Source organism: Streptomyces scopuliridis, from assembly GCF_042790125.1.
Classification (GTDB): domain Bacteria; phylum Actinomycetota; class Actinomycetes; order Streptomycetales; family Streptomycetaceae; genus Streptomyces; species Streptomyces scopuliridis_A.
The window spans coordinates 24,641-42,523 of record NZ_JBHTZS010000015.1 but is presented as its reverse complement, the minus strand read 5'-3'; the positions used below and the strand labels follow the sequence as shown (position 1 = coordinate 42,523).

Sequence of the window (17,883 nt, the reverse complement as noted above, 5' to 3'; positions counted from 1 at the left end):
GTTCCGGGCCCGTACCGGTCGGCGAGGGCCTTGTAGTCCTCGGGCACGGGCATCCCGAGCGTGGCCTCGATTCCGTTCCAGTTGATGTGCATCGCCGGGTTCGGGGGAGGACACAGTCGGACGAGGGCCTCAAGATCATTCATTCAATTCCCAGTCTGCGTCGATTCTGCTGCGCTGCGTGGTCGGGGTTGGCGAAGCTGGTGTCCATGAAGTATCCGTCCGAGCCGTCTGCGGCCATGAAGATTTCGGAGGGCACCGAGGTCTTCTTGTCGTCGGTGTACTGAAGATAGACGCTGTACTGGACGGTCTGGCCCGGGACACCGTTGGCGGGATCTCCCATGACCGCGTTGTAGATGTCTTGCTCCAGATCGCGCATGTCGGGGCTGTTGGTGGGGTTCTGCGTGATGGTGAAAAGGTTGTCCAGGTTGTCGCCCGTGCCTCCGAGCATCCGGGCGAGCATGTGTCCACGGGCCTGGTTGTGGTCGTCGCCGTGGACGAAGCCCGGTGGCCTATGCCGCTTGTTCGCCTCGGTGCCCTCGTCGAGCATGTCGCGGGTGATCGTGGCGTGCATCTCGAAGGGGCGACCATGCTCGTCCCGTACGAAGACGACCCTTCCGCCCCAGGTGTGGTCCGGTGAGCATCCGGCCAGACCCAGGGGGTCCGCCATGACGAACGGGTTGCTGACGTAGGCGTACTGGTGCGGGGCGGGTGCCAGGCCGAGCGGGTCCGGGCTGATGTACCGCCCGTTGTCCGGATCGTAATAGCGCTGGACGTTGTAGTGGAGCCCCGTCTCCGGGTCGAAGTACTGCCCGGGATGGCGGAGCGGGGTGTACGCGCTGGCGTCGCTGTTCCACTGCGTCGTACCCCACGTCGTGGTACGCGCCCGCCAGGGGATGGATCCGTCGGGGGCCAGCATGTACTGCGGGCCGCCGGTGAGGTCGGTGACGATGGCGAAGAACCGCCGGTCGATCTCCCGCTGGTCCTCGCCGTCGGAGTCACCGTGAGTCTTCATCTCACGCTGAGCCAGGGGCCGCAGACCGAGGTAGTCCCATACCAGGACGGTGTTACCGGCCCGTTGTTCCGCCAGTTGTGGCCCGTCCCAGCCGAAGTGCACCGACTCAAGGACCGTGCCGTCGGCGTCGTGGTGGACCTTGGCGATCCTGCGGTTGAGGCCGTCGTAGACATAGCGCCAGTCGGTGCCGCCAGGAGTACGGACCTGGATCAGCCGGTCCGCCGCGTCCCAGGAGAACGTCCACGTCAGGCGTTTGCCGCTCAGGGAACGGCTGCTGCGTTCGACGAGCCGCCCTTGCGCGTCGTAGGTGTGGTGACGCCGGCCGGCACGGGTCAACAGGGTGCCCTCGTAGTGACGTTCACCCGCCCCGTCCTGGTCAGTCGCGGACCGGGTGCTGATGTCGGACGTCATTTGGTCGCCCGCGCTGTTGTACGTGTACTGCTCGCTCCAGCCCCGTGCCTGCACACCGGTGACACGGCCACCCGAATCCAGCGTGAAGGTACGGCGGCCGGTGATGTTGTCGTCGATGGCGACGGGTGTGCCGTCAGGCTGGTAGGTGAAGGCCCTGGCGAGAACCTCGGCGTCCGCCGTCTCCACGCTGTGCTCCGTGAGCCGGCCCACCGGATCCCAGGACTGCCGCATGACCAGTGAATCGTCGAGGGTTCTCGTGGTCTCCCTGCCCAGGGAGTCACGCTCGAAGCTGAAGGCGTGGTCCCCGACACCGTAGGCGGTCAATCCCTCGGGGCCGTAGCGGAGGCTGCTCTCGGCACCGGTAGGGGTACGCCGCCACACGCGTCGGCCCTGCGCGTCGTAGGCGTAGCGGAAGGTCCGCCCGTTCACCGTCTCCGACATCACGCGGCCGGTGATGTCGGTCTCGATGGTGATCCGGGCGTCGGGGCTCGCGATCTCCCGGACGGTGCCGCTGGAGGCGTAGGCGAAGGCGCAGAAGGTGCTTCCCTCGTGTATGACACGCTGCACCCGGCCGAGGACGTCACGCTCGTACTCCAGAACCTGCCCCGCCGCATTGCACCGCTCGACCAGACGGCCCACGGCGTCGTACGCGTAGGTCATCGAGTGGCCGTCGAAGTCCCTCTCCTCGACGAGCCGGCCGGCCAGGTCGTAGACGTAAGTCCACGAAGCACCGTCGGAGTTGGTGACCTGCGTCAAACGCAACTCGGTGTCATGAGTGAAGGCGTAGGAGGTTTCCTCCGCACTGGTTTCGAGAGGCAAATCGAAGTGGGTGTAGGAGTGGGCCCTGACTCGCCCCATCCGGTCGCTGTACCGCAGGAGGTTCCCCTCACCGTCCCAGGCCCACTCCTCCCGCGCACCGTCGGGCAGTTCACGCCACGCCGGCTTCCCCTCGACCGTCCACTCCTGGTGGACGGAGCCGCCGAGGGCGTCGGTGACGCCGGTCACACGACCGAAGGAATCACGGGTGCACACGGCTTCGGCACCGTTGACCGCGGTGATCGTTACGGGCAGGCCCGCCTCGTTGTTCCGGACGCGGATCGGGTCGCCCGCCGGAGGGCGGATCTCGACGACACCACCCGCACTGTCGTACCGGTACTCCGTCGTCGCCCCGAGAGGACTGACGACCGCCGTGCGATTGCCCCTCGCGTCGTACGCGTAGCGATACCGCGCGCCTCCCCGCTCGACCACCTCGACCGGTAGTCCGAGGTCGTTGTACGTGGCCGAGGTCCGCTCCCCGTCCGGCGCGGTCATCGCGACGACATTGCCGGAGGCGTCGCGCTCCAGCTCCGTTGTCCGCCCGAACGGATCAGTCGCCGCGAGGAGCCGGTCATAGGCGTCGAAGACGTACTGGCTGGTGTTCCCCAGAGGGTCGGTCTCCGCCACGACCTGACGACGGTCGTTCAGGCGGTACATGGTGGTGGCACCCTGGGAGTTGGTGAAACGGGTAACAGCGCCGCCCGACTCCGGATCCGTCTCGTAGCTGAAGGTGCTGGAGAGGTACCCGTCAGGGCCGATGGTGCGGGAGACGCGTCCCGCGGTGTCGTAGCGGTACTGGTAGGTGGAGTCGTTGCGGTCGGTCCAGGAGGTGACACGGGCGTCCGCGTCATAGGTGAAACGCAGGGCGCCGCCGGAGGAGTTGGTGACGGCGTCGAGGTTGCCGTCCTGGTCGTAGCCGTACGTCATGACGGTGACAGGACCGTCGGAAGTGCGCAGGACCGTGGAGCCTATTCGGCTGTCGCCGGTCGTGAGGGTGACGTGGTAGCCGCCGTCGTGGACGACGCTGGCGGGGGAACCGTCGGGGCGGCGATGGATGGAGATGCCGTTGCCGTGCCGGTCCTCGATCTCGGTCAGCCAGTGCGCCGTCGACGCACGGTACGGGCTACCGGTGAACCTCCGGACCAAGCCCGACCGGAGGTCCGTGACCGCGTACGTGGTCACGTCGTCGGCAAGGCCACCGTGCGTCAAAGGCAGGCGGTCACCTTCCAGCGGGAGGACACCCTCACGGTCGCCGACAGCGGGCAGGCGCGGGTAGACGAGGACCGAGCCGTCCTCACGGGCCCACAGCGCGCCGCGGCCGCGGGCGTCGAGTTCGATCCGCTCGTCGAGAGTGGAGGCCCAACTACGTCCGAACCAGTGCCCGTACCGGTACCCCGACCGATGCGTACGCCGCAGGGCGAGCGGAAGCGTGCCGGGAAGGGCGAGGTCCGTCTGAGGAAGCAGCATCTCACCGGTGGCAACATCGACAGGGTCGGTGGCGCAGACCGTCTTCTCCAGCGAGACCGCGTTGCCGCGGGGATCCTTCGTCGCTCCGTCGAGGGAGGCCGGCTTGGTGCGGGTGTCGTCCGGGTGCTTTCGGGCGGGGCTGCCGGAGTCGCCGCGCCTGTCGCCGAGGTCACCGTCGTCGCCCCGGCGATCGCCGCCGGTGATCTTCTTGATGCGGTCGTCGATGTCCTGGTCGGTGTTTCTGTGGTTCTTGGAGCTGAGGCCGATGGCGTCGGGCAGGTCCTTCCCGACGTGCTTGCCCATGTGGCTGTGGCCCTTGGTCAGCTTCTCGACCACGCCTTCGATGGTGGAGTCCAGGACGGCGGTGAGGGAGTCCTTGCCCTTCGCCCGGCCGTGGTGGCCCTTGGCCTTGCCGATCTTGCCCGCGGCGCGGGTGTTCATCGACACCTGCACGTTCGCGAGCTTCCCGCCGGTGCTGCCATGCGCGTCGTGGTCGATGCCCAGACCGCCGCCCGGACCCGAACCGCCACCGGCCGAGTTCAGCTGGAGACCGTCCTTGCCGGCCTGGACCGCCTGGCCGGCGTTGATGCCGTCCTGCTGACCGGCCACGTTCATCGCGGTCTGGATCGCCAGATCCGTCACGATGCTCTCCAACGCGGCCACCGCCGGCTCCATGAGGATCGCGGTGACCTCCGAGACCGCCGCCTCCGCCATCTCCTTGAGGATCCTCTTGAACGCGATACGGGTGGCCGCGATCTTCGCCCCCGCGATCAGCGTCGACAGCCCGGCCGTAACCGGCGCCAAAGCGAGCGTGATCCCCACCGTGGCGCACAGATCGGCGAGTTCCGCGACTGCGGCGATCTTCCGGGCCACGATGATGTCCGCCACCCGGTCCAACGCGGTCGCGATGAGCCGCGCCGCGCCCGCCAGATCCTTGTTCTTCCCCTGGACCTTCTTCCAGTGCGCGTCCAGCGCCGTCAGCGACTCACCCTGACCCGTCGACAACAACCGCTGGACGTGCCCGTGCGCCGTGTGCCCGTCGTCATCCGCATCGTCCGCGAACTCCCGCAACGCGTCGGCCATATCGCGGTACGCGTCCTCGTCGACGTTGGGCCAGCCGACACCCACGACGTCCAGCATCGTGTCGACACCCTCAGGAATGGTGTATCCCACGACCCATCAACCCCCGTTGACTGCAGGAAAAGTATGTAAAGACCCGTCAGCTTGCCACAACAGCCTTTCGATCATCCACGCCGTTCTCGGTCGGATCCGAGGAGGCTGCGCTTGGAGCGCGCGCCGGCGTCTGCGGGTGAGGACGAGGGGTAGTCGGGGCGGGCTGGTGGGTTCGGTGTCGGACAGGCCCCACTAGGGGTGGAAGGTTGTGGTGGCGTCGAGGGTGGCCCGGCCGGGCGTGATGTGATTGACCGGCGCGGTCTCGTCGCCGTAGCCGAAGGAGATCCCCACGAGCAGCTTGCCGCTGTCCAGGCCGAGTTCACCGCGGACGGTGTCGGCGCAGAAGCTCAGTAGTCCCTGCGGGCAGCTGTCCAGGCCGTACGCGGTCATCGCCAGTAGCAGTGTCTGGGTGTAGATGCCGACATCCGCGGCCAGGCGCGCCCCGGCGTCTCCGGCGTCTCCGGCAACGAAGAGGAACGCGACGTGCGGGGCGCCACCGAACCCGCCGCGCTCGCCGAGCAACTGGTCACGCTCGCCGACGGCGCGGCCAGCCGCGCGATGGTGCTGGATCAGCCCGACTACGGCCGGCACGCGCGCGCCGCCGCAGAGATCCTGCTCCACCAGGCTCTCGCGCCGACCGACTGAGAGGCCCATATGCCGACTTCGCGGGCCCGAGATGTGTGGCTGGTGGGGCGCGTGTGACGAGTGAGCCGACGCGAGCGTGACCAGAATCCCGTGAACAGTAAAAATCATACCAATGGGATCGAAGTTATGATAACAACGGTTGTAAAGTCACATGTATGCAGAAGCGGACCGCACGTACTCGGGAACGGGTGCTGGCCGCCGCAGCGGCTCTCCTCATGAGCGAGGGCCGCGCGGCCGTCTCCACACGCGCGGTGAGCGCCGCGGCCGGGGTTCAGCCACCGACGCTGTACCGGCTGTTCGGTGACAAGGAGGGATTGCTCGACGCGCTCGTGACCTACGGGTTCCAGCAGTACCTCGCCGAGAAGCAGGCCCTGGCAGAAACCGACGACCCCATCGCCGACCTGCGCCGCTCGTGGGACCTGCATGTGGAGTTCGGCCTTTCGCGGCCGGGCTTCTACGTGCTGATGTACGGGGAAGGGCGTTACCGGGGGGACATTCCCGCAGGTCTGGAGACCATCGCGATCCTGCGCCGGAACCTTGCCCGGGTGGCGGCCGCGGGCCGGCTTCGCATGAGCGTGGAGCGCGCGGCCCGGCTCATGCACGCCAGCGGTCTCGGTGTCGTGCTGTCGCTGATCGCCACCCCGCCCCCTGAGCGGGATCTTGAACTGCCGACGGTCGCCCGCGAACACGTACTGCGAACGATCACCACCGTAGGTGAGTGCGAGCAGGAGCCGACAACGGACGTCGCTGCCCGAGCCGTGGCCCTCCGCGAGGCGCTGCGCGGCGGCGGCACCCCTGTGCTGACGCCTTCCGAGCGCGCGCTGCTGTCGGACTGGCTCGATCGCATCGCCGACACGGGTCCCGCCCGGGACGCACCCCACAGGAGGGATGGCCACGATGGTCACAGGTGAGGACACGGCGCCGAACACGCTGTGCGGGGCGACGCAGACGATCGGCGCGGCCATCGGGGTCGTCGACGCGGCGGGGACGGTGGTCGGGTGGACTCAGGCCGCCGAGCGGCTTGTCGGCTTCTCGGCCGCGGAAGCGGTGGGCCGCTCCGCCACGGAGGTGCTGGCGGCCCTTGAGGACATCCCGAAGGCATCGGCATGCGCGGAGCAGGGCGATACCGAGGGCGGCCGGCCCGGCGTCGTCGGGCTCCGCCACCGCGATGGCAGCCCGCTGGATGTGACCCTCCGGGCCTGCCCGCTGCCGGGGCAGAGCACGGGGACCCATTGGCTCGTCTCCGCGGCCGGCATGACCGGGATCTCCTGGTGGCCGCCGAACGGGACGGAAGTGGAGTCGCTTCTGTCCAGTGCGCCGGTCGGTATCGTCGTCCGCGATCCGGAACTGCGCTGTACCTGGGTGAACGACGCCCTGGCACTCCAGGACGGCCTCCCCCGCGAAGAACGGCTCGGGCGGCGACTGACGGAGATACTGCCGGGATACGAGGCAGAAAAGGTCGAGGCGGTGATGCGGGAGGTGCTGGAGAGCGGCACCCCGACGGTCGACCACGAGTACCGTGTGCGTCTGCCGGATGCGGTGAACGGAGCGGACCCCCACCGGGAGCACTCGTTCTCGACGTCCTACTTCCGCCTCGATGACGCTCAGGGCCACACCCTGGGCGTGTGCGGCATGAGCGTGGACGTGACGGACAGACAGCGAGCCCGAGAGCGCCTGGCTGTCCTCAGCGAGGCCAACACGCGGATCGGCAGCACACTGGACGTGATGCGGACCGGGCAGGAACTCGCCGACTTCGCCGTGCCGCTCATCGCCGAATACGTCACCGTCGACCTGGCGGAGTCGGTACCCCTGGGCGAGGAGTCCCTGCCCCGGCTCGGCGCGGCGCACGGACCCATACCGGCCTTCCGCCGGGCCGGCGTCGCCTCGGTCCACGAGGGGGCTCCGGAGTCTCTGTGGCCCCGGGGTGAGCAGGTCTTCGTCCCCGCGTCCTCACCCTTCACCGAGGTCCTGACCTCGGGCAGATCCCACCTGGAACCAGTGCTGGACATCCGCAGCACCTGGCTCGGTCAGGATGCGGGGCGGTCGGAGAAGATCCACGAGTACGGGATGCATTCCCTGATGGTCGTGCCGATCCACGCCCGCGGGGCGGTGCTGGGGGTGGCGGTCTTCGTCCGCATGAACGACCCGGCGCCGTTCGAAGCGGACGATCTGCTCTTCGCCGAGGAACTCGTCAACCGCGCCGCGCTGTCACTGGACAACGCTCGCCGGTACGTGCGCGAGCGTGCCGCGGCGTTCGCGCTTCAGCGCGACCTGCTCCCGCGCCACCTCACCGGCGGAGACGCCGTCGAGGTGGCTTCCCGCTACCTTCCCGCCGACACCGAGGACGGCGTGGGAGGTGACTGGTTCGATGTGATCCCACTGTCGGGCGCCCGGGTCGCGCTCGTCGTGGGCGACGTCGTCGGACACGGCATCAACGCCGCCGCGACCATGGGCAGACTCCGCACGGCCGTCCATACGCTCGCCAACATGGACCTGCCCCCCGACGAACTGTTGGCCCATCTCGACGACACGATCGACCGCCTCGCCGAGGAGAGCACCGACTGCCAGGACCACACCGCCGTGACTGTGGGGGCCACCTGCCTCTACGCCGTCTACGACCCGGTGACACGGCGCTGCACGATGGCACGGGCCGGGCACCCGCCACCCGCGATCATCGCGCCGGACGGCCAGGTCACCTTCCCCGACCTGCCGTCCGGCCTGCCGCTCGGTGTCGGACTGGCCTCCTTCGAAGCCGTGGAGTGGGAGCTGCCCGAGGGAAGCGTGCTCGCCTTCTACACCGACGGACTGGTCGAGACCCGGGACCAGGACATCGACGCGGGGCTGTGCCGCCTGGGCACTGCCCTGGCGGCACAGTCTGACCGACCACTGGAAGAGCTTTGCTCGGCCGTGGTCGACACCTTGTCAACTCAGACACCGTTCGACGACGCCACCCTGCTCCTCGCCCGGACACGCTCTCTCAGTCCGACCCAGGTCGCCTCCTGGGAGCTGCCCAACGAGCCGGTCGTCGTCAGCCAGGCCCGCGCGTTGGCCGCCGGTCAGCTGGCCGAATGGGGACTGGAGAATCTCGCGGACACCACGGAACTCATCGTCAGCGAACTGGTCACCAACGCCATTCGATACGGTGTCGCGCCCGTCACCCTTCGCCTGATTCGACACCACGTGCTGGTCTGTGAGGTCTCGGACGCCGGCGACACCGTCCCACGCATGCGCCATGCCCGTGCGACCGACGAGGGCGGGCGGGGCCTCTTCGTCGTAGCGCAGCTCTCCCGACGACGAGGCACCCGCTACACCGCTGACGGCAAGGTCGTCTGGGCCGAACAGGAACTGAAGCCCGTGACGTGAGCGGCGAAGCCGTGCGCCGAGGGCTTCGAGCAGGCGGCCCCCGCCGCCCTTCGAACGCTCCGGACGGCCCCGACTACCCCTCGGCACGAACCTCACGCCGACCACCAGGAGCACGCCCCACCAAGTGCGCCTGCGGCGCACGGATCGTGACCCGTACCGGGTCCGGGCAGCAGTAACAGGTGTACGTGTACCCCTCCTCCGCGTCGAGCGGCACCGGCGGAAAGGCACTGTCCGCCGACGGCATCACCGCGTACAGCACCCCCACCGCCAGCACGATCGCGCTCATCGCGATCGACACAACACCCCACAGCGCAGGGTCCGTTACGGGCTCCATCGGCCGGCCACCTCGCTCTTGGCCTCGGACAGCGTGAACCAGACGGTCTTGTGACTCGGTGAGCATCCCCCGTAGATGGTCGACCCCCATGCGAGAGCCAGACTCTCCACGAGGACGAGCCCCCGCCCCGAATCCTGTTGTCCTTCTGCGCGGATCGCGCCCGGCGCGGTGCGTGCGGCGGGAGTGACGGGCGTGGGCAGCGCCCACGGTTTGTCGTCCGCGACGGAGACAGTGACCTGTTTGCGGTTCACGGTCACGCGGACACGGATCAGGGGTGTACGGGTGTGCCGGTGCGCGTTGGTGACCACCTCGGTCACGCAGAGGCGCGCGTCGTCGACGAGGTTGCGGTGCCGACTGAGCCCGAGAAGCGACGTGACGAAGTCACGCGCGATCCTGGGTGCGGTCGCCGTGCTGGGCAGAGCCAACCGGTAGGTCTCGGCGCCTTGGGGTGGCGGGGGTACGGGGGTTGCGGTGGCGGTCACGGTGGTCATGTCGTTCTCCCAACGCGGAATGTGGCGGCGGTGCTTGGGCGACAGCCCGTGTCCTTGGCCATTCGCGACCCTCAACGGGCATGCGAGTGACTGCGCTTCGGGCCGAATGGCACGCTGCGTCGCACCATGAACCGTAGGGCGCAACATAGGTACGGCGCAACAATGGGACGCACGTCGCACTCATACGGGTGGACCCATGGCACTGTGGGGCGGCACACTCGTTGTGACCAGAGAGGGAGAGGTTCATGCCGCCAAGGGCTTACCCGACCGCCCGTCAGAAGCGGCTGGGTGCTGAGTTGAGAAAACTGCGCGAGCGAGCCGGCATGTCCGGAAGCGCGGTTGCAGCCTTCCTGGGCGGCGAACGAGCCCAGGTCAGCCACCTGGAATCGGGCCGGTACGGGGTGAGCGCGGAGCGAGTCCGCCGAATCGCCACCCACTGCTCGGCAACGGACAAGCACCTCGTCGACGCGCTCGCAAGCATGGCAGAGGAGCGCGGAAAAGGATGGTGGGAGGACTACCGAGGAATTCTCCCGCCAGGCTTCCTGGACCAGTCGGAGCTGGAACACCACGCGATCTATATGCGTGCCGTTCAAATGCTCTATGTGCCAGGGATTTTCCAGACGGCCGAATATGCTCGCGAGCTGATCGCGAGCGGTGTGACCAGCTTTCAGGCCTCTGAGGTCAACGCGCGCGTAGAGCATCGCATGAGGCGTCGCGAGATCTTCGACCGCCCGAACCCGCCGAAGTTCGAGGCGCTCATCCACGAGGCAGCACTTCGCATGAGGTACTGCTCCGCCGAAGTCATGCGGGCGCAGATGGATTTCCTGCATGAGGTCTCGCTCTGGCCGAGCGTGACGATCCGCATCATCCCCTTCGATGCGCGGATCACCTGCTCGGTCCACTCGATGCTCTACGCGGGCGCCGTGATACCGCAACTGGACACCGTCCAGATTGACAGCGCGTTCGACGCCGAATATCTGGACGCCGAGGCTCAACTCGTCAAGTACCGGGCGCTTATCGAGGCAGTCGAGGCGATCTCACTCAGCGCCGCCGAGTCGAGCAAATTCATCCAACGCATCGCACAAGAAATGTGAGTGAGCGGCATGACCAACCACATTGAATGGCAGAAGTCCTCCTTCTCGGGCGGTGACAACAATCCGAACTGCGTCGAACTGGCCAGTGTTGACGGGCAGATCAAGATGCGGGAGAGCGACGCGCCGGACACCGTCGTCACAACGAGCCCCGAGAAGCTGCGCGCCTTCCTCCTCGGCGTCAAGGCCGGAGAGTTCGATCACCTGATCTGACGAACGTACGCACCCATACGCCCCTCGCCTCTTCGCAGGTGGGGGGCGTAAGGCATTTAGGGGCGCAACTCTGGGACGGACCACTGTTGCGCCGCACCTGTAGGTGACGCTACCGTCGCTGTGCGTCGCCGATCCAGGGTGGTCCCTCGGCAGGACATCGCCCTGACCGGCGCAACTCTCCCCGTCCCGCGCCCCATTGGGGAGAGTCACGAAGGGTTGTCCCCCGCCCACCGCTCGTCATGCCGGCGCCTGGGCGGGGGACAACTCTGCCCCGCATCGCGCGCCGAGGAGAAGGGCACCAAGACCATGGCCCCACCGCCACCCCCACCCTCACCCCCACTCCCACCCTCACCTCCACCAAAGCCACCCAGCCCCACGACAGGCAGTGAGGCGCGGCAGCGGCTTTCCATGCTGATCGACATGTTCGGGGTGGGCGGGACGCTCCTCGTTCCCACGGCCGACACGCGCCCGGACGCGTCCCCGGCCCTTCCCGGCGAAGCCGAGCTGTTCCGCCGGATCTTCGGGGACCCGCCACCGCAGTGACCGCCCATGCCCGCGCCGCGCCATCCCCGACCGGAAGGATCACCATGCCCCCGCCCCAACCCGACGTCCTCGCCGACGCGTTGATCCGCGTCCCCCGGCACGAGTTCGTTCCGGCCCGCGCCTGGGCCGTTCCCCAGGGCGCCGGAACGCCTCCCGCCGCTGCCTCCGGGTACTGGATCGATCAGCACCGCGACCCCGACCGCTGGTGGCGGGCCGTGTATTCCGACAGCGTGATCGTCACTCAGCTCGACGGCGGCCGGACCGAGCTGACCCCGGCCAACGCCGCCGCTCCCTCGACCGCGCCGAGCTGTGCCGCGTCCAGTCCGCTCCTCGTGACCGCCGGGTTACGGCATCTCGCCGTGCGGCCCGGGAACCGGGTGCTCGATGTCGGGGGTGGTACGGGCTGGACCTCCGGGCTGTGCGCGTACCTCGCCGGGGACGACACCCTGGTGACCACCGTCGAGATCGACCCCGATCTGGCGCGGACCGCGACGGAGAACCTCGCCCGCTGCGGCCTGCGCCCCACCATCGTCACCGGTGACGCGGGCGCCGAACTCCCCAGCTCGGACGGCGAGTCCGACGGACTGTTCGACCGCGTGCATGTCACCTGTGGCGTCACGGACATCCCGTACGTATGGGTGGAGCACACCCGTCCCGGCGGGCACATCGTGCTCCCGTACAACCCGCCCATCGGCCGACTCCTCCGTCTCACCGTCCACGAGGACGGCTCGGCCACCGGCCGGTTCGGGGAGGAGTGCTCGTACATGCCGCTGCGTTCACAGCGGCAGACGCCGCCCGACAAGAGCGCCACCAGCCACGACACCCAGCCCCGCCACCGATCCCTGGCAGTCGGCACCGAGTCCCTGCTCCACCCCGCCCCCGGACTTCAGGTCCTGCTCGCGTCCCTCGTCGGGGACGAGCCCTGGGTGAACGGTTCCGGAAACGTGCTGCTGACCGACGGGGTCTCCCGCGCCACCGTCGCGAACGACGGTCGGCTGACGCAGACCGGGCCGCGTGATCTGTGGGACGAGGCCGAGTCCGTCCACCGTGCCTGGACACGGCAGGGCCGCCCGGGGCTGGACCGTATCGGCTTCACCGTCACACCCCAGCGGCAGTACGTATGGATCGACGATCCGTCCGTACCCGCCGCCGCCCTCACTCACGACACACCACTCGGCACATCGGCGGACACGGCAACGACGGTGGGTGCTTCCCTTGACTGAGTGCGGCACCTGTCACGGCAAGGGATGGGTCTACGAGCACCAGGACGGTACGCGCAAGAAGGTGAGTTGCCCCGTCTGCAAGTGAGACCTCGCGCACGGGCACCCTTCCGCGGGGGGGGAGCGCCCGGGTACGGGTGAGGGGCGCGGGCCCGCCCGTGCACCATGGTGGGGACGCGCGACATCCGTGCGCCGAGGGACGGCAGGGGCAGGCGTGACGGGCGGGACAGGCACGACAGGTGGCACAGGCGTGACAGGGAACGGGATACCCGACGAGTATCTGGACGGCTACGCCCGCATCCTGGCAGCGGTCGCCTCGACGGGCCGCCGGCTCACCCGGGACGAGCTGCTGGCCCGCCGGGAGCTGGGGGAACGGGCCGCGGAGGCCGGCTTCGGGCTGCGCGCCCTGGTCGGCGCGCATCTCGCCGCGGCCCGGACCCACTGGCCCGTGACCAACTCCGCCGGCACCGACAGCGTGCTCGCCGCCGTCGAGCAGGTCGTGGACGCGTTCGCCGAGGGGTACGAACGGGCCCAGCGGCTCGCCGTACGGCAGGAGGTCGCCGCCCGCCGGGAGTTCATCGACGACCTGCTGTACGGGCGCAGCGACCTGGGGCGGCTGGCCGAGCGTGCCGAGCGGTTCGGGCTGCGGCTGTCGTACGAGCACGCCGTGGCGGTCGCCGAGGGCTTCGTCGCGTACGACGAGGAGGACGCCGTTCCGCGCTCCGTGGAGCAGGCGCTGATCGGCCGGTTCGGCGACCGCAGCGTGCTGCTCACGACGAAGGCGGGCCGGCTCGTCTGTATCGCGCCGGGCGACCAGGGCGAGGTCCTCGTCTACTTCGCCAAGCAGGCGTTCGCGGCCACGGACGGCGGCCGGGTCGCCATCGGCCGGCCGCGGCCCGGGGTGGGCGGGGTGGTGCAGTCGTACGAGGAAGCGCTGAACGTACTCGACCTCGCCGAGCGGCTCGACCTGGACGATCCCGTCCTGCACGCGGCCGATCTGCTCGTCTATCCGGTCCTCACCCGGGACCGGCAGGCCATGACCGAACTCGTTCTCAGCGCGCTCGGTCCGCTGGAGGCGGCGCGCGGCGGCGCCGAGCCGCTGATCGAGACCCTCACCGTCTACTTCGACGCGGGCTGTGTGGCGGCGGAGGCGGCGCGGCGGCTCTCGCTGAGCGTGCGGGCCCTGACGTACCGGCTGGAGCGGATCCATAAGCTCACCGGCGCCGATCCCGCCGATCCGGTGCATCGCTACACCTTGCAAACCGCTGTGATCGGGGCCAGGCTCATGGACTGGCCGGCGAAGTCCTTCTGAGCCGGAGGCCGTTCGACGCCTCGGAAGCCGCTCTCGGCATTAAGAACGCGTTAAGACTGCCGGAAAACGGCAATGTCCGGTTCCGGACAAAGATGGGACCATGGGGGCCTGCCGAGGAAATCAGCGGCAGTGGGGGAGGGGGAAACCGATGGATCCGATGACCCTGTTTCTCGGTCTCGGCATCGCGGGGATCGTGCTGCTCGTCCTGTCGCTGATCTTCGACGGCATTCTCGAAGGGCTCTTCGACGGGGTCGGGGTGCTGAACGGGCTGTTCGACGGACTGCTCTCGCTGCCGGTGATCGCCGGGTTCATCTCGATGCTGGGCTTCGGAGGCGCGATCGTGCTGGGCACCACCCAGCTCGGTACGGGTCCGGCCGCTGTCACGGGGGTGGCGGCCGGCTGCGGTGCCGGATGGCTGACCTGGAAGTTCAGCAAGGCGCTGATGCGTGACCAGACCGCCGTCACACCGCGGGGCGATGATCTCGTGGGCTCGGCGGGCACGGTCGTCACCGCGATTCCGGCCGGCGGCTACGGCGAGGTACTGCTGCGGCTCGGCGGCCAGCCCGTGAAGTACTCCGCGAAGAGCGCGGAGCCCGTGGCGAACGGCGCCGAGATCTGGGTGGAGGAGACGCTCTCGTCGACCTCGGTCCTGGTGCGTCCCGTCCAGCGCTGACCCGCCCGTCCCCAGCCATCACCTTCTCACCAACCCGCCTCAATCGCCTTAATTTGCCGTCCCCTCGGGAGGCAAGGGAGAGAGCACCATGAGTCCACTTCTCATCGCCGTGGTGGGGGTCGTCGCACTCGTCGTCCTGCTGGCCCTCGCCGTCATCACGCGCTACAAGGTCGCCGGGCCCAGCCAGGCGTTCATCGTCACCGGCCGGCGCGGCAAGCAGTCGACCGATCCGACCACCGGCCGGGTGTCCATGGACACCAGCGGCCAGAAGGTCGTGGTCGGCGGCGGCGTCTTCGTCGTCCCGTTCGTACAGCAGAAGTTCACGCTGGACCTGTCCAGCCGGCACATCCCGGTGGCCGTGCGCGGCGCGGTCACCCTGCGCGGGGTGAAGGCGAACCTCGAAGGCGTCGCCATCGTCAAGGTCGGCGGCACGGAGGACTCCATCCGGGCCGCGGCCCAGCGCTTCCTCCAGCAGCAGGGCGGCATCGTCGGCTTCACCCAGGAAGTGCTCTCGGGCGCGCTGCGCTCCATCGTCGGCCGGATGTCGGTCGAGGACATCATCCGCGACCGCGCGGCGTTCGCCGGACAGGTCGCGGAGGAGGCCGAGGCCAGTCTCTCCGGGCAGGGCCTCGTGCTGGACGCCTTCCAGATCCAGGACATCACCACCGAGGGCTCGTATCTGGAGGACCTCGGCCGGCCCGAGGCCGCGCGCGCCAAGCAGGAGGCCGACATCGCCGAGGCGGTGGCGCGCCGCGCCGCCGAGCAGGCACGGCTCAAGGCCGAGGAAGAGATCGCGATCGCCCAGCGGACCTTCTATCTGAAGCAGGCCGAGATCAAGGCCGAGACGGACGAGGCCGCGGCGCGCGCCGCGGCGGCGGGTCCGCTGGCACAGGCGGCGCGCGAGCAGGACGTGCTCACGGAGCAGGAGAAGGTCGCCCAGCGGCAGGCCGCGCTGACCGACCGCGAGCTGGACACCAAGGTGCGTAAGCCCGCGGACGCCGCGCGGTACCAGGCCGAGCAGGAGGCCGAGGCCCGGCGCATCGCGCTGGTCAAGCAGGCCGAGGCGGACGCCGAGCGGTCCCGGCTCACCGGTGAGGGCGAGAAGGCGCACCGCGCCGCGCTCGCCGCCGCCGTACGGATCGAGGGTGAGGCGGAGGCCGCCGCGATCGGTGCCAAGGGTGCCGCGGAGGCGGAGGCGATGCACAAGAAGGCCGACGCGTTCGCGCGGTACGGGGACGCGGCCGTGCTCCAGATGCTGGTCGAGGTGCTGCCGTCGGTCGTCGCGAAGGCGTCCGAGCCGCTGAGCGCGGTGGACAAGATGACGGTGATCTCGACGGACGGCGCGGGTCAGCTGTCGCGTACCGTCGCCGACAATGTCGCGCAGGGCGTCGAACTGCTCAGCTCCACCACGGGAGTTGACCTGGCCGAGCTGCTGAAGGGCATCGCCGGGGGCAAGACCGGGGGCGCGGGCGGGTCGGCGGCCGTGGAGGCGAAGACGGCGGACGGCGCCAAGGTCAACGGACAGATCGAGGTCACGGACTGAGCGGGCGTTCTGAACGGCCAGTCTCAGCGGGAAGGGCCCGGTCGGCGGGGATGCCGGCCGGGCCCTCGGCGTTCCCTCACCCGCCAACTCCCGCAGCGCGTACGCACTTGCCAGTCCGGACGCGGCTACCACCTCATAAAGGCGAGGCAAAGAAGCGCTGTTGGCTCGTATCCGCGATTCCCTGGCGGGTCGGCGGGGCATCACCCGTGTGCAGCCGCCACGCGGACCTCTCAGCGGACCTCCCGAGGGGGAATCTGATGAGCCGACCCTGCCCGCCGCCAGGCACGCCCGCTCCGCCGCGTACCGCTCTCACCCTCCGCGGCGAGGTCGCCTGCCCGGCCTCGCTGACCGTCGCCGATCTGCGCGAGCGCTGGGAGCAGCACCGCGCCGAGGTGGTCTTCCACTGCGCCACCAGCGGGCCGCGGCACCACACCTTCGAGGGCCCGCTGCTCAGGGAAGTCGTCGACGACGCGAAGCCGGTCTTCGACGCCCGCCGGCGCAAGGACAGGTCCCGGTTCCTGCTCGCCGTCACCGGCGGGGACGGGCACCATACGGTGCTCTCCTGGGCGGAGATCGACGCCGACTTCGGCAACGTACCGATCCTGCTCGCCACGGCCATGGACGGGCGCAGCCTGGAGGCGGCGGGCAGCCAGCTGGTGGTGCCCACGGACCGCTGCGGGGCGCGCTACATCAGCGCGATCACCAGTGTGTGGGTGGGCGCGCTGGCCTGAGCCGGGAGCCGGGGCGCCCGGCCGGACGACGCCCCCGAGGTGGTGCGAAGGGCCCTCAGCGGACCCTGGCCACGCCCACGTAGAAGGAGCTCTGCTCGTCCTCGGGCGCCGCTGTCCCCTTGAACCACTTCGGGGCCGTCACCAGCCCCGGGTCCACCAGATCCAGCCCGTCGAAGAACCGCAGGACCTCGGCGCGCGAGCGCAGCCGGAGCGAGATGCCGCCCTTGCCGTACGTGTTGGTGACCTTGCCCACCAGGCCCTGCGGCTGGAAGTCCGCGGTGCCCTGCGAGAAGACGAGGACACTGCCGGACGGCAGCGCGTCCACCAGCGTGCGGGTGATGCCGTACGGGTCGTCCTCGTCCGGGATGAAGTGCATCAGGGCGATGAGGGACAGGGCGACGGGCCGGCTGAAGTCCAGGAAGCCACGGGCGTGTTCGAGGATCTCGTGCGGCCGGCGGACATCCGCCTCGATGTAGTCGGTGGCGCCCTCGGGCGTGCTGATCAGCAGGGCCTCGGCGTGACGCAGCACGATCGGGTCGTTGTCCGTGTAGACGATCCGCGAGGCCGGCGCGATCTTCTGGACGATCTGGTGGAGGTTGGGCTCGGTCGGGATGCCCGTACCGATGTCGAGGTACTGGTCGATACCGCTCTGCGCCACCCAGGCCGCGGCGCGGTGCATGAACGCGCGGTTCAGCCGGGAGTCGCGCCGGGAGTCCTCGGGCAGCTGCTGCCCGATCTCCCGGTCGACCGGGTAGTTGTCCTTACCTCCCAGCAGGTAGTCGTACACCCGCGCCGGGTGGGGCTTGCTGGTGTCGACCTGGGGCTTGGGTATGCCTGCCGTCATC

At 69.2% G+C, this 17,883-nt stretch carries 16 protein-coding genes; 11 read left to right on the top strand and 5 right to left on the bottom strand.

Translation table 11 applies throughout. The annotated features are described in order from the left end of the window. Nucleotides 1-139: 139 nt before the first annotated feature. Together ACFRKB_RS22970 and ACFRKB_RS22965 are read right to left on the bottom strand one after the other, a co-directional pair. Nucleotides 140-4,879, bottom strand: coding sequence for a DUF6531 domain-containing protein (locus ACFRKB_RS22970; protein WP_383108202.1), 4,740 nt, complete (start codon nucleotides 4,877-4,879; stop codon nucleotides 140-142). Nucleotides 4,880-5,071: 192 nt separating this feature from the next. Next, a complete protein-coding gene (locus tag ACFRKB_RS22965) occupies nucleotides 5,072-5,401 on the bottom strand; it encodes a nitroreductase family protein (RefSeq protein ID WP_383108200.1) in 330 nt (109 codons plus the stop codon). Here ACFRKB_RS22965 and ACFRKB_RS22960 point away from each other — a divergent pair. The 3 genes from ACFRKB_RS22960 (at nucleotide 5,363) to ACFRKB_RS22950 (ending at nucleotide 8,887) form a co-directional block, all read left to right on the top strand. Continuing rightward, on the top strand, nucleotides 5,363-5,524 hold the full coding sequence (locus ACFRKB_RS22960) for a hypothetical protein (RefSeq protein WP_463291753.1): 162 nt from the start codon (nucleotides 5,363-5,365) through the stop codon (nucleotides 5,522-5,524). The two genes, ACFRKB_RS22965 and ACFRKB_RS22960, sit on opposite strands and share 39 nt — an antisense overlap. Nucleotides 5,525-5,679: 155 nt before the next feature. Then, nucleotides 5,680-6,435: a TetR/AcrR family transcriptional regulator gene (locus ACFRKB_RS22955; protein ID WP_383108199.1), complete on the top strand. Its 756-nt coding sequence runs from the start codon at nucleotides 5,680-5,682 to the stop codon at nucleotides 6,433-6,435. Further along, entirely contained in the window at nucleotides 6,422-8,887 is a 2,466-nt protein-coding gene (locus ACFRKB_RS22950; RefSeq protein ID WP_463291752.1) for a SpoIIE family protein phosphatase, read from the top strand. The genes ACFRKB_RS22955 and ACFRKB_RS22950 overlap by 14 nt, the downstream gene beginning before the upstream one ends. A 73-nt stretch (nucleotides 8,888-8,960) precedes the next feature. On the opposite strand, the gene ACFRKB_RS22945 is transcribed toward ACFRKB_RS22950, so the two are convergent. Beyond that, complete coding sequence (locus ACFRKB_RS22945; protein WP_383108196.1) at nucleotides 8,961-9,221, bottom strand: hypothetical protein; 261 nt, start codon at nucleotides 9,219-9,221, stop codon at nucleotides 8,961-8,963. Next, nucleotides 9,209-9,712 (bottom strand): ATP-binding protein, encoded by a 504-nt coding sequence (locus ACFRKB_RS22940; protein ID WP_383108194.1) that lies wholly within the window; start codon nucleotides 9,710-9,712, stop codon nucleotides 9,209-9,211. Before ACFRKB_RS22940 ends, ACFRKB_RS22945 begins: the two co-directional genes overlap by 13 nt. Before the next feature lie 245 nt (nucleotides 9,713-9,957). On the opposite strand from ACFRKB_RS22940, the gene ACFRKB_RS22935 reads away from it, so the two are divergent. The 8 genes from ACFRKB_RS22935 to ACFRKB_RS22900 all read left to right on the top strand — a co-directional run bounded on the left by ACFRKB_RS22935 (nucleotide 9,958) and on the right by ACFRKB_RS22900 (nucleotide 17,038). Continuing rightward, a complete protein-coding gene (locus ACFRKB_RS22935; RefSeq protein ID WP_383108193.1) occupies nucleotides 9,958-10,806 on the top strand; it encodes a helix-turn-helix domain-containing protein in 849 nt (282 codons plus the stop codon). A gap of 9 nt (nucleotides 10,807-10,815) precedes the next feature. Continuing rightward, a complete protein-coding gene (locus ACFRKB_RS22930) occupies nucleotides 10,816-11,016 on the top strand; it encodes a DUF397 domain-containing protein (RefSeq protein ID WP_030350844.1) in 201 nt (66 codons plus the stop codon). 408 nt (nucleotides 11,017-11,424) lie between these two features. Beyond that, nucleotides 11,425-11,559, top strand: a complete 135-nt coding sequence (locus ACFRKB_RS22925) for a hypothetical protein (protein WP_383108191.1) — start codon at nucleotides 11,425-11,427, stop codon at nucleotides 11,557-11,559. A 44-nt stretch (nucleotides 11,560-11,603) separates the two neighbouring features. Continuing rightward, a complete protein-coding gene (locus ACFRKB_RS22920) occupies nucleotides 11,604-12,782 on the top strand; it encodes a protein-L-isoaspartate O-methyltransferase family protein (protein WP_383108189.1) in 1,179 nt (392 codons plus the stop codon). A gap of 247 nt (nucleotides 12,783-13,029) precedes the next feature. Further along, nucleotides 13,030-14,091, top strand: coding sequence for a PucR family transcriptional regulator (locus tag ACFRKB_RS22915; RefSeq protein ID WP_383108188.1), 1,062 nt, complete (start codon nucleotides 13,030-13,032; stop codon nucleotides 14,089-14,091). Between the two features lie 157 nt (nucleotides 14,092-14,248). After that, nucleotides 14,249-14,764: a hypothetical protein gene (locus ACFRKB_RS22910; protein WP_383108342.1), complete on the top strand. Its 516-nt coding sequence runs from the start codon at nucleotides 14,249-14,251 to the stop codon at nucleotides 14,762-14,764. Nucleotides 14,765-14,852: 88 nt separating this feature from the next. Beyond that, nucleotides 14,853-16,307, top strand: coding sequence for an SPFH domain-containing protein (locus ACFRKB_RS22905; RefSeq protein ID WP_383108186.1), 1,455 nt, complete (start codon nucleotides 14,853-14,855; stop codon nucleotides 16,305-16,307). Nucleotides 16,308-16,564: 257 nt separating this feature from the next. Continuing rightward, the gene (locus ACFRKB_RS22900) at nucleotides 16,565-17,038 is read left to right on the top strand and encodes a molybdopterin-dependent oxidoreductase (RefSeq protein ID WP_383108184.1); all 474 of its coding nucleotides are present in this window, start codon (nucleotides 16,565-16,567) and stop codon (nucleotides 17,036-17,038) included. Between the two features lie 55 nt (nucleotides 17,039-17,093). Here the strand turns inward: ACFRKB_RS22900 and ACFRKB_RS22895 are convergent, their stop codons facing one another. After that, nucleotides 17,094-17,882, bottom strand: coding sequence for an SAM-dependent methyltransferase (locus tag ACFRKB_RS22895; RefSeq protein ID WP_383108182.1), 789 nt, complete (start codon nucleotides 17,880-17,882; stop codon nucleotides 17,094-17,096). Between the last annotated feature and the right edge of the window lies 1 nt (nucleotide 17,883).

Bases quoted from the DNA above. Each gene is read 5' to 3' on its own strand.
- ACFRKB_RS22940 (WP_383108194.1), bottom strand. From the start codon at position 9,712: ATGACCACCGTGACCGCCACCGCAACCCCCGTACCCCCGCCACCCCAA.
- ACFRKB_RS22935 (WP_383108193.1), top strand. From the start codon at position 9,958: ATGCCGCCAAGGGCTTACCCGACCGCCCGTCAGAAGCGGCTGGGTGCT.
- ACFRKB_RS22925 (WP_383108191.1), top strand. From the start codon at position 11,425: ATGCTGATCGACATGTTCGGGGTGGGCGGGACGCTCCTCGTTCCCACG.
- ACFRKB_RS22920 (WP_383108189.1), top strand. From the start codon at position 11,604: ATGCCCCCGCCCCAACCCGACGTCCTCGCCGACGCGTTGATCCGCGTC.
- ACFRKB_RS22900 (WP_383108184.1), top strand. From the start codon at position 16,565: ATGAGCCGACCCTGCCCGCCGCCAGGCACGCCCGCTCCGCCGCGTACC.
- ACFRKB_RS22895 (WP_383108182.1), bottom strand. From the start codon at position 17,882: ATGACGGCAGGCATACCCAAGCCCCAGGTCGACACCAGCAAGCCCCAC.
- ACFRKB_RS22910 (WP_383108342.1), top strand. From the start codon at position 14,249: ATGACCCTGTTTCTCGGTCTCGGCATCGCGGGGATCGTGCTGCTCGTC.
- ACFRKB_RS22945 (WP_383108196.1), bottom strand. From the start codon at position 9,221: ATGGAGCCCGTAACGGACCCTGCGCTGTGGGGTGTTGTGTCGATCGCG.
- ACFRKB_RS22930 (WP_030350844.1), top strand. From the start codon at position 10,816: ATGACCAACCACATTGAATGGCAGAAGTCCTCCTTCTCGGGCGGTGAC.
- ACFRKB_RS22905 (WP_383108186.1), top strand. From the start codon at position 14,853: ATGAGTCCACTTCTCATCGCCGTGGTGGGGGTCGTCGCACTCGTCGTC.
- ACFRKB_RS22955 (WP_383108199.1), top strand. From the start codon at position 5,680: ATGCAGAAGCGGACCGCACGTACTCGGGAACGGGTGCTGGCCGCCGCA.
- ACFRKB_RS22950 (WP_463291752.1), top strand. From the start codon at position 6,422: ATGGTCACAGGTGAGGACACGGCGCCGAACACGCTGTGCGGGGCGACG.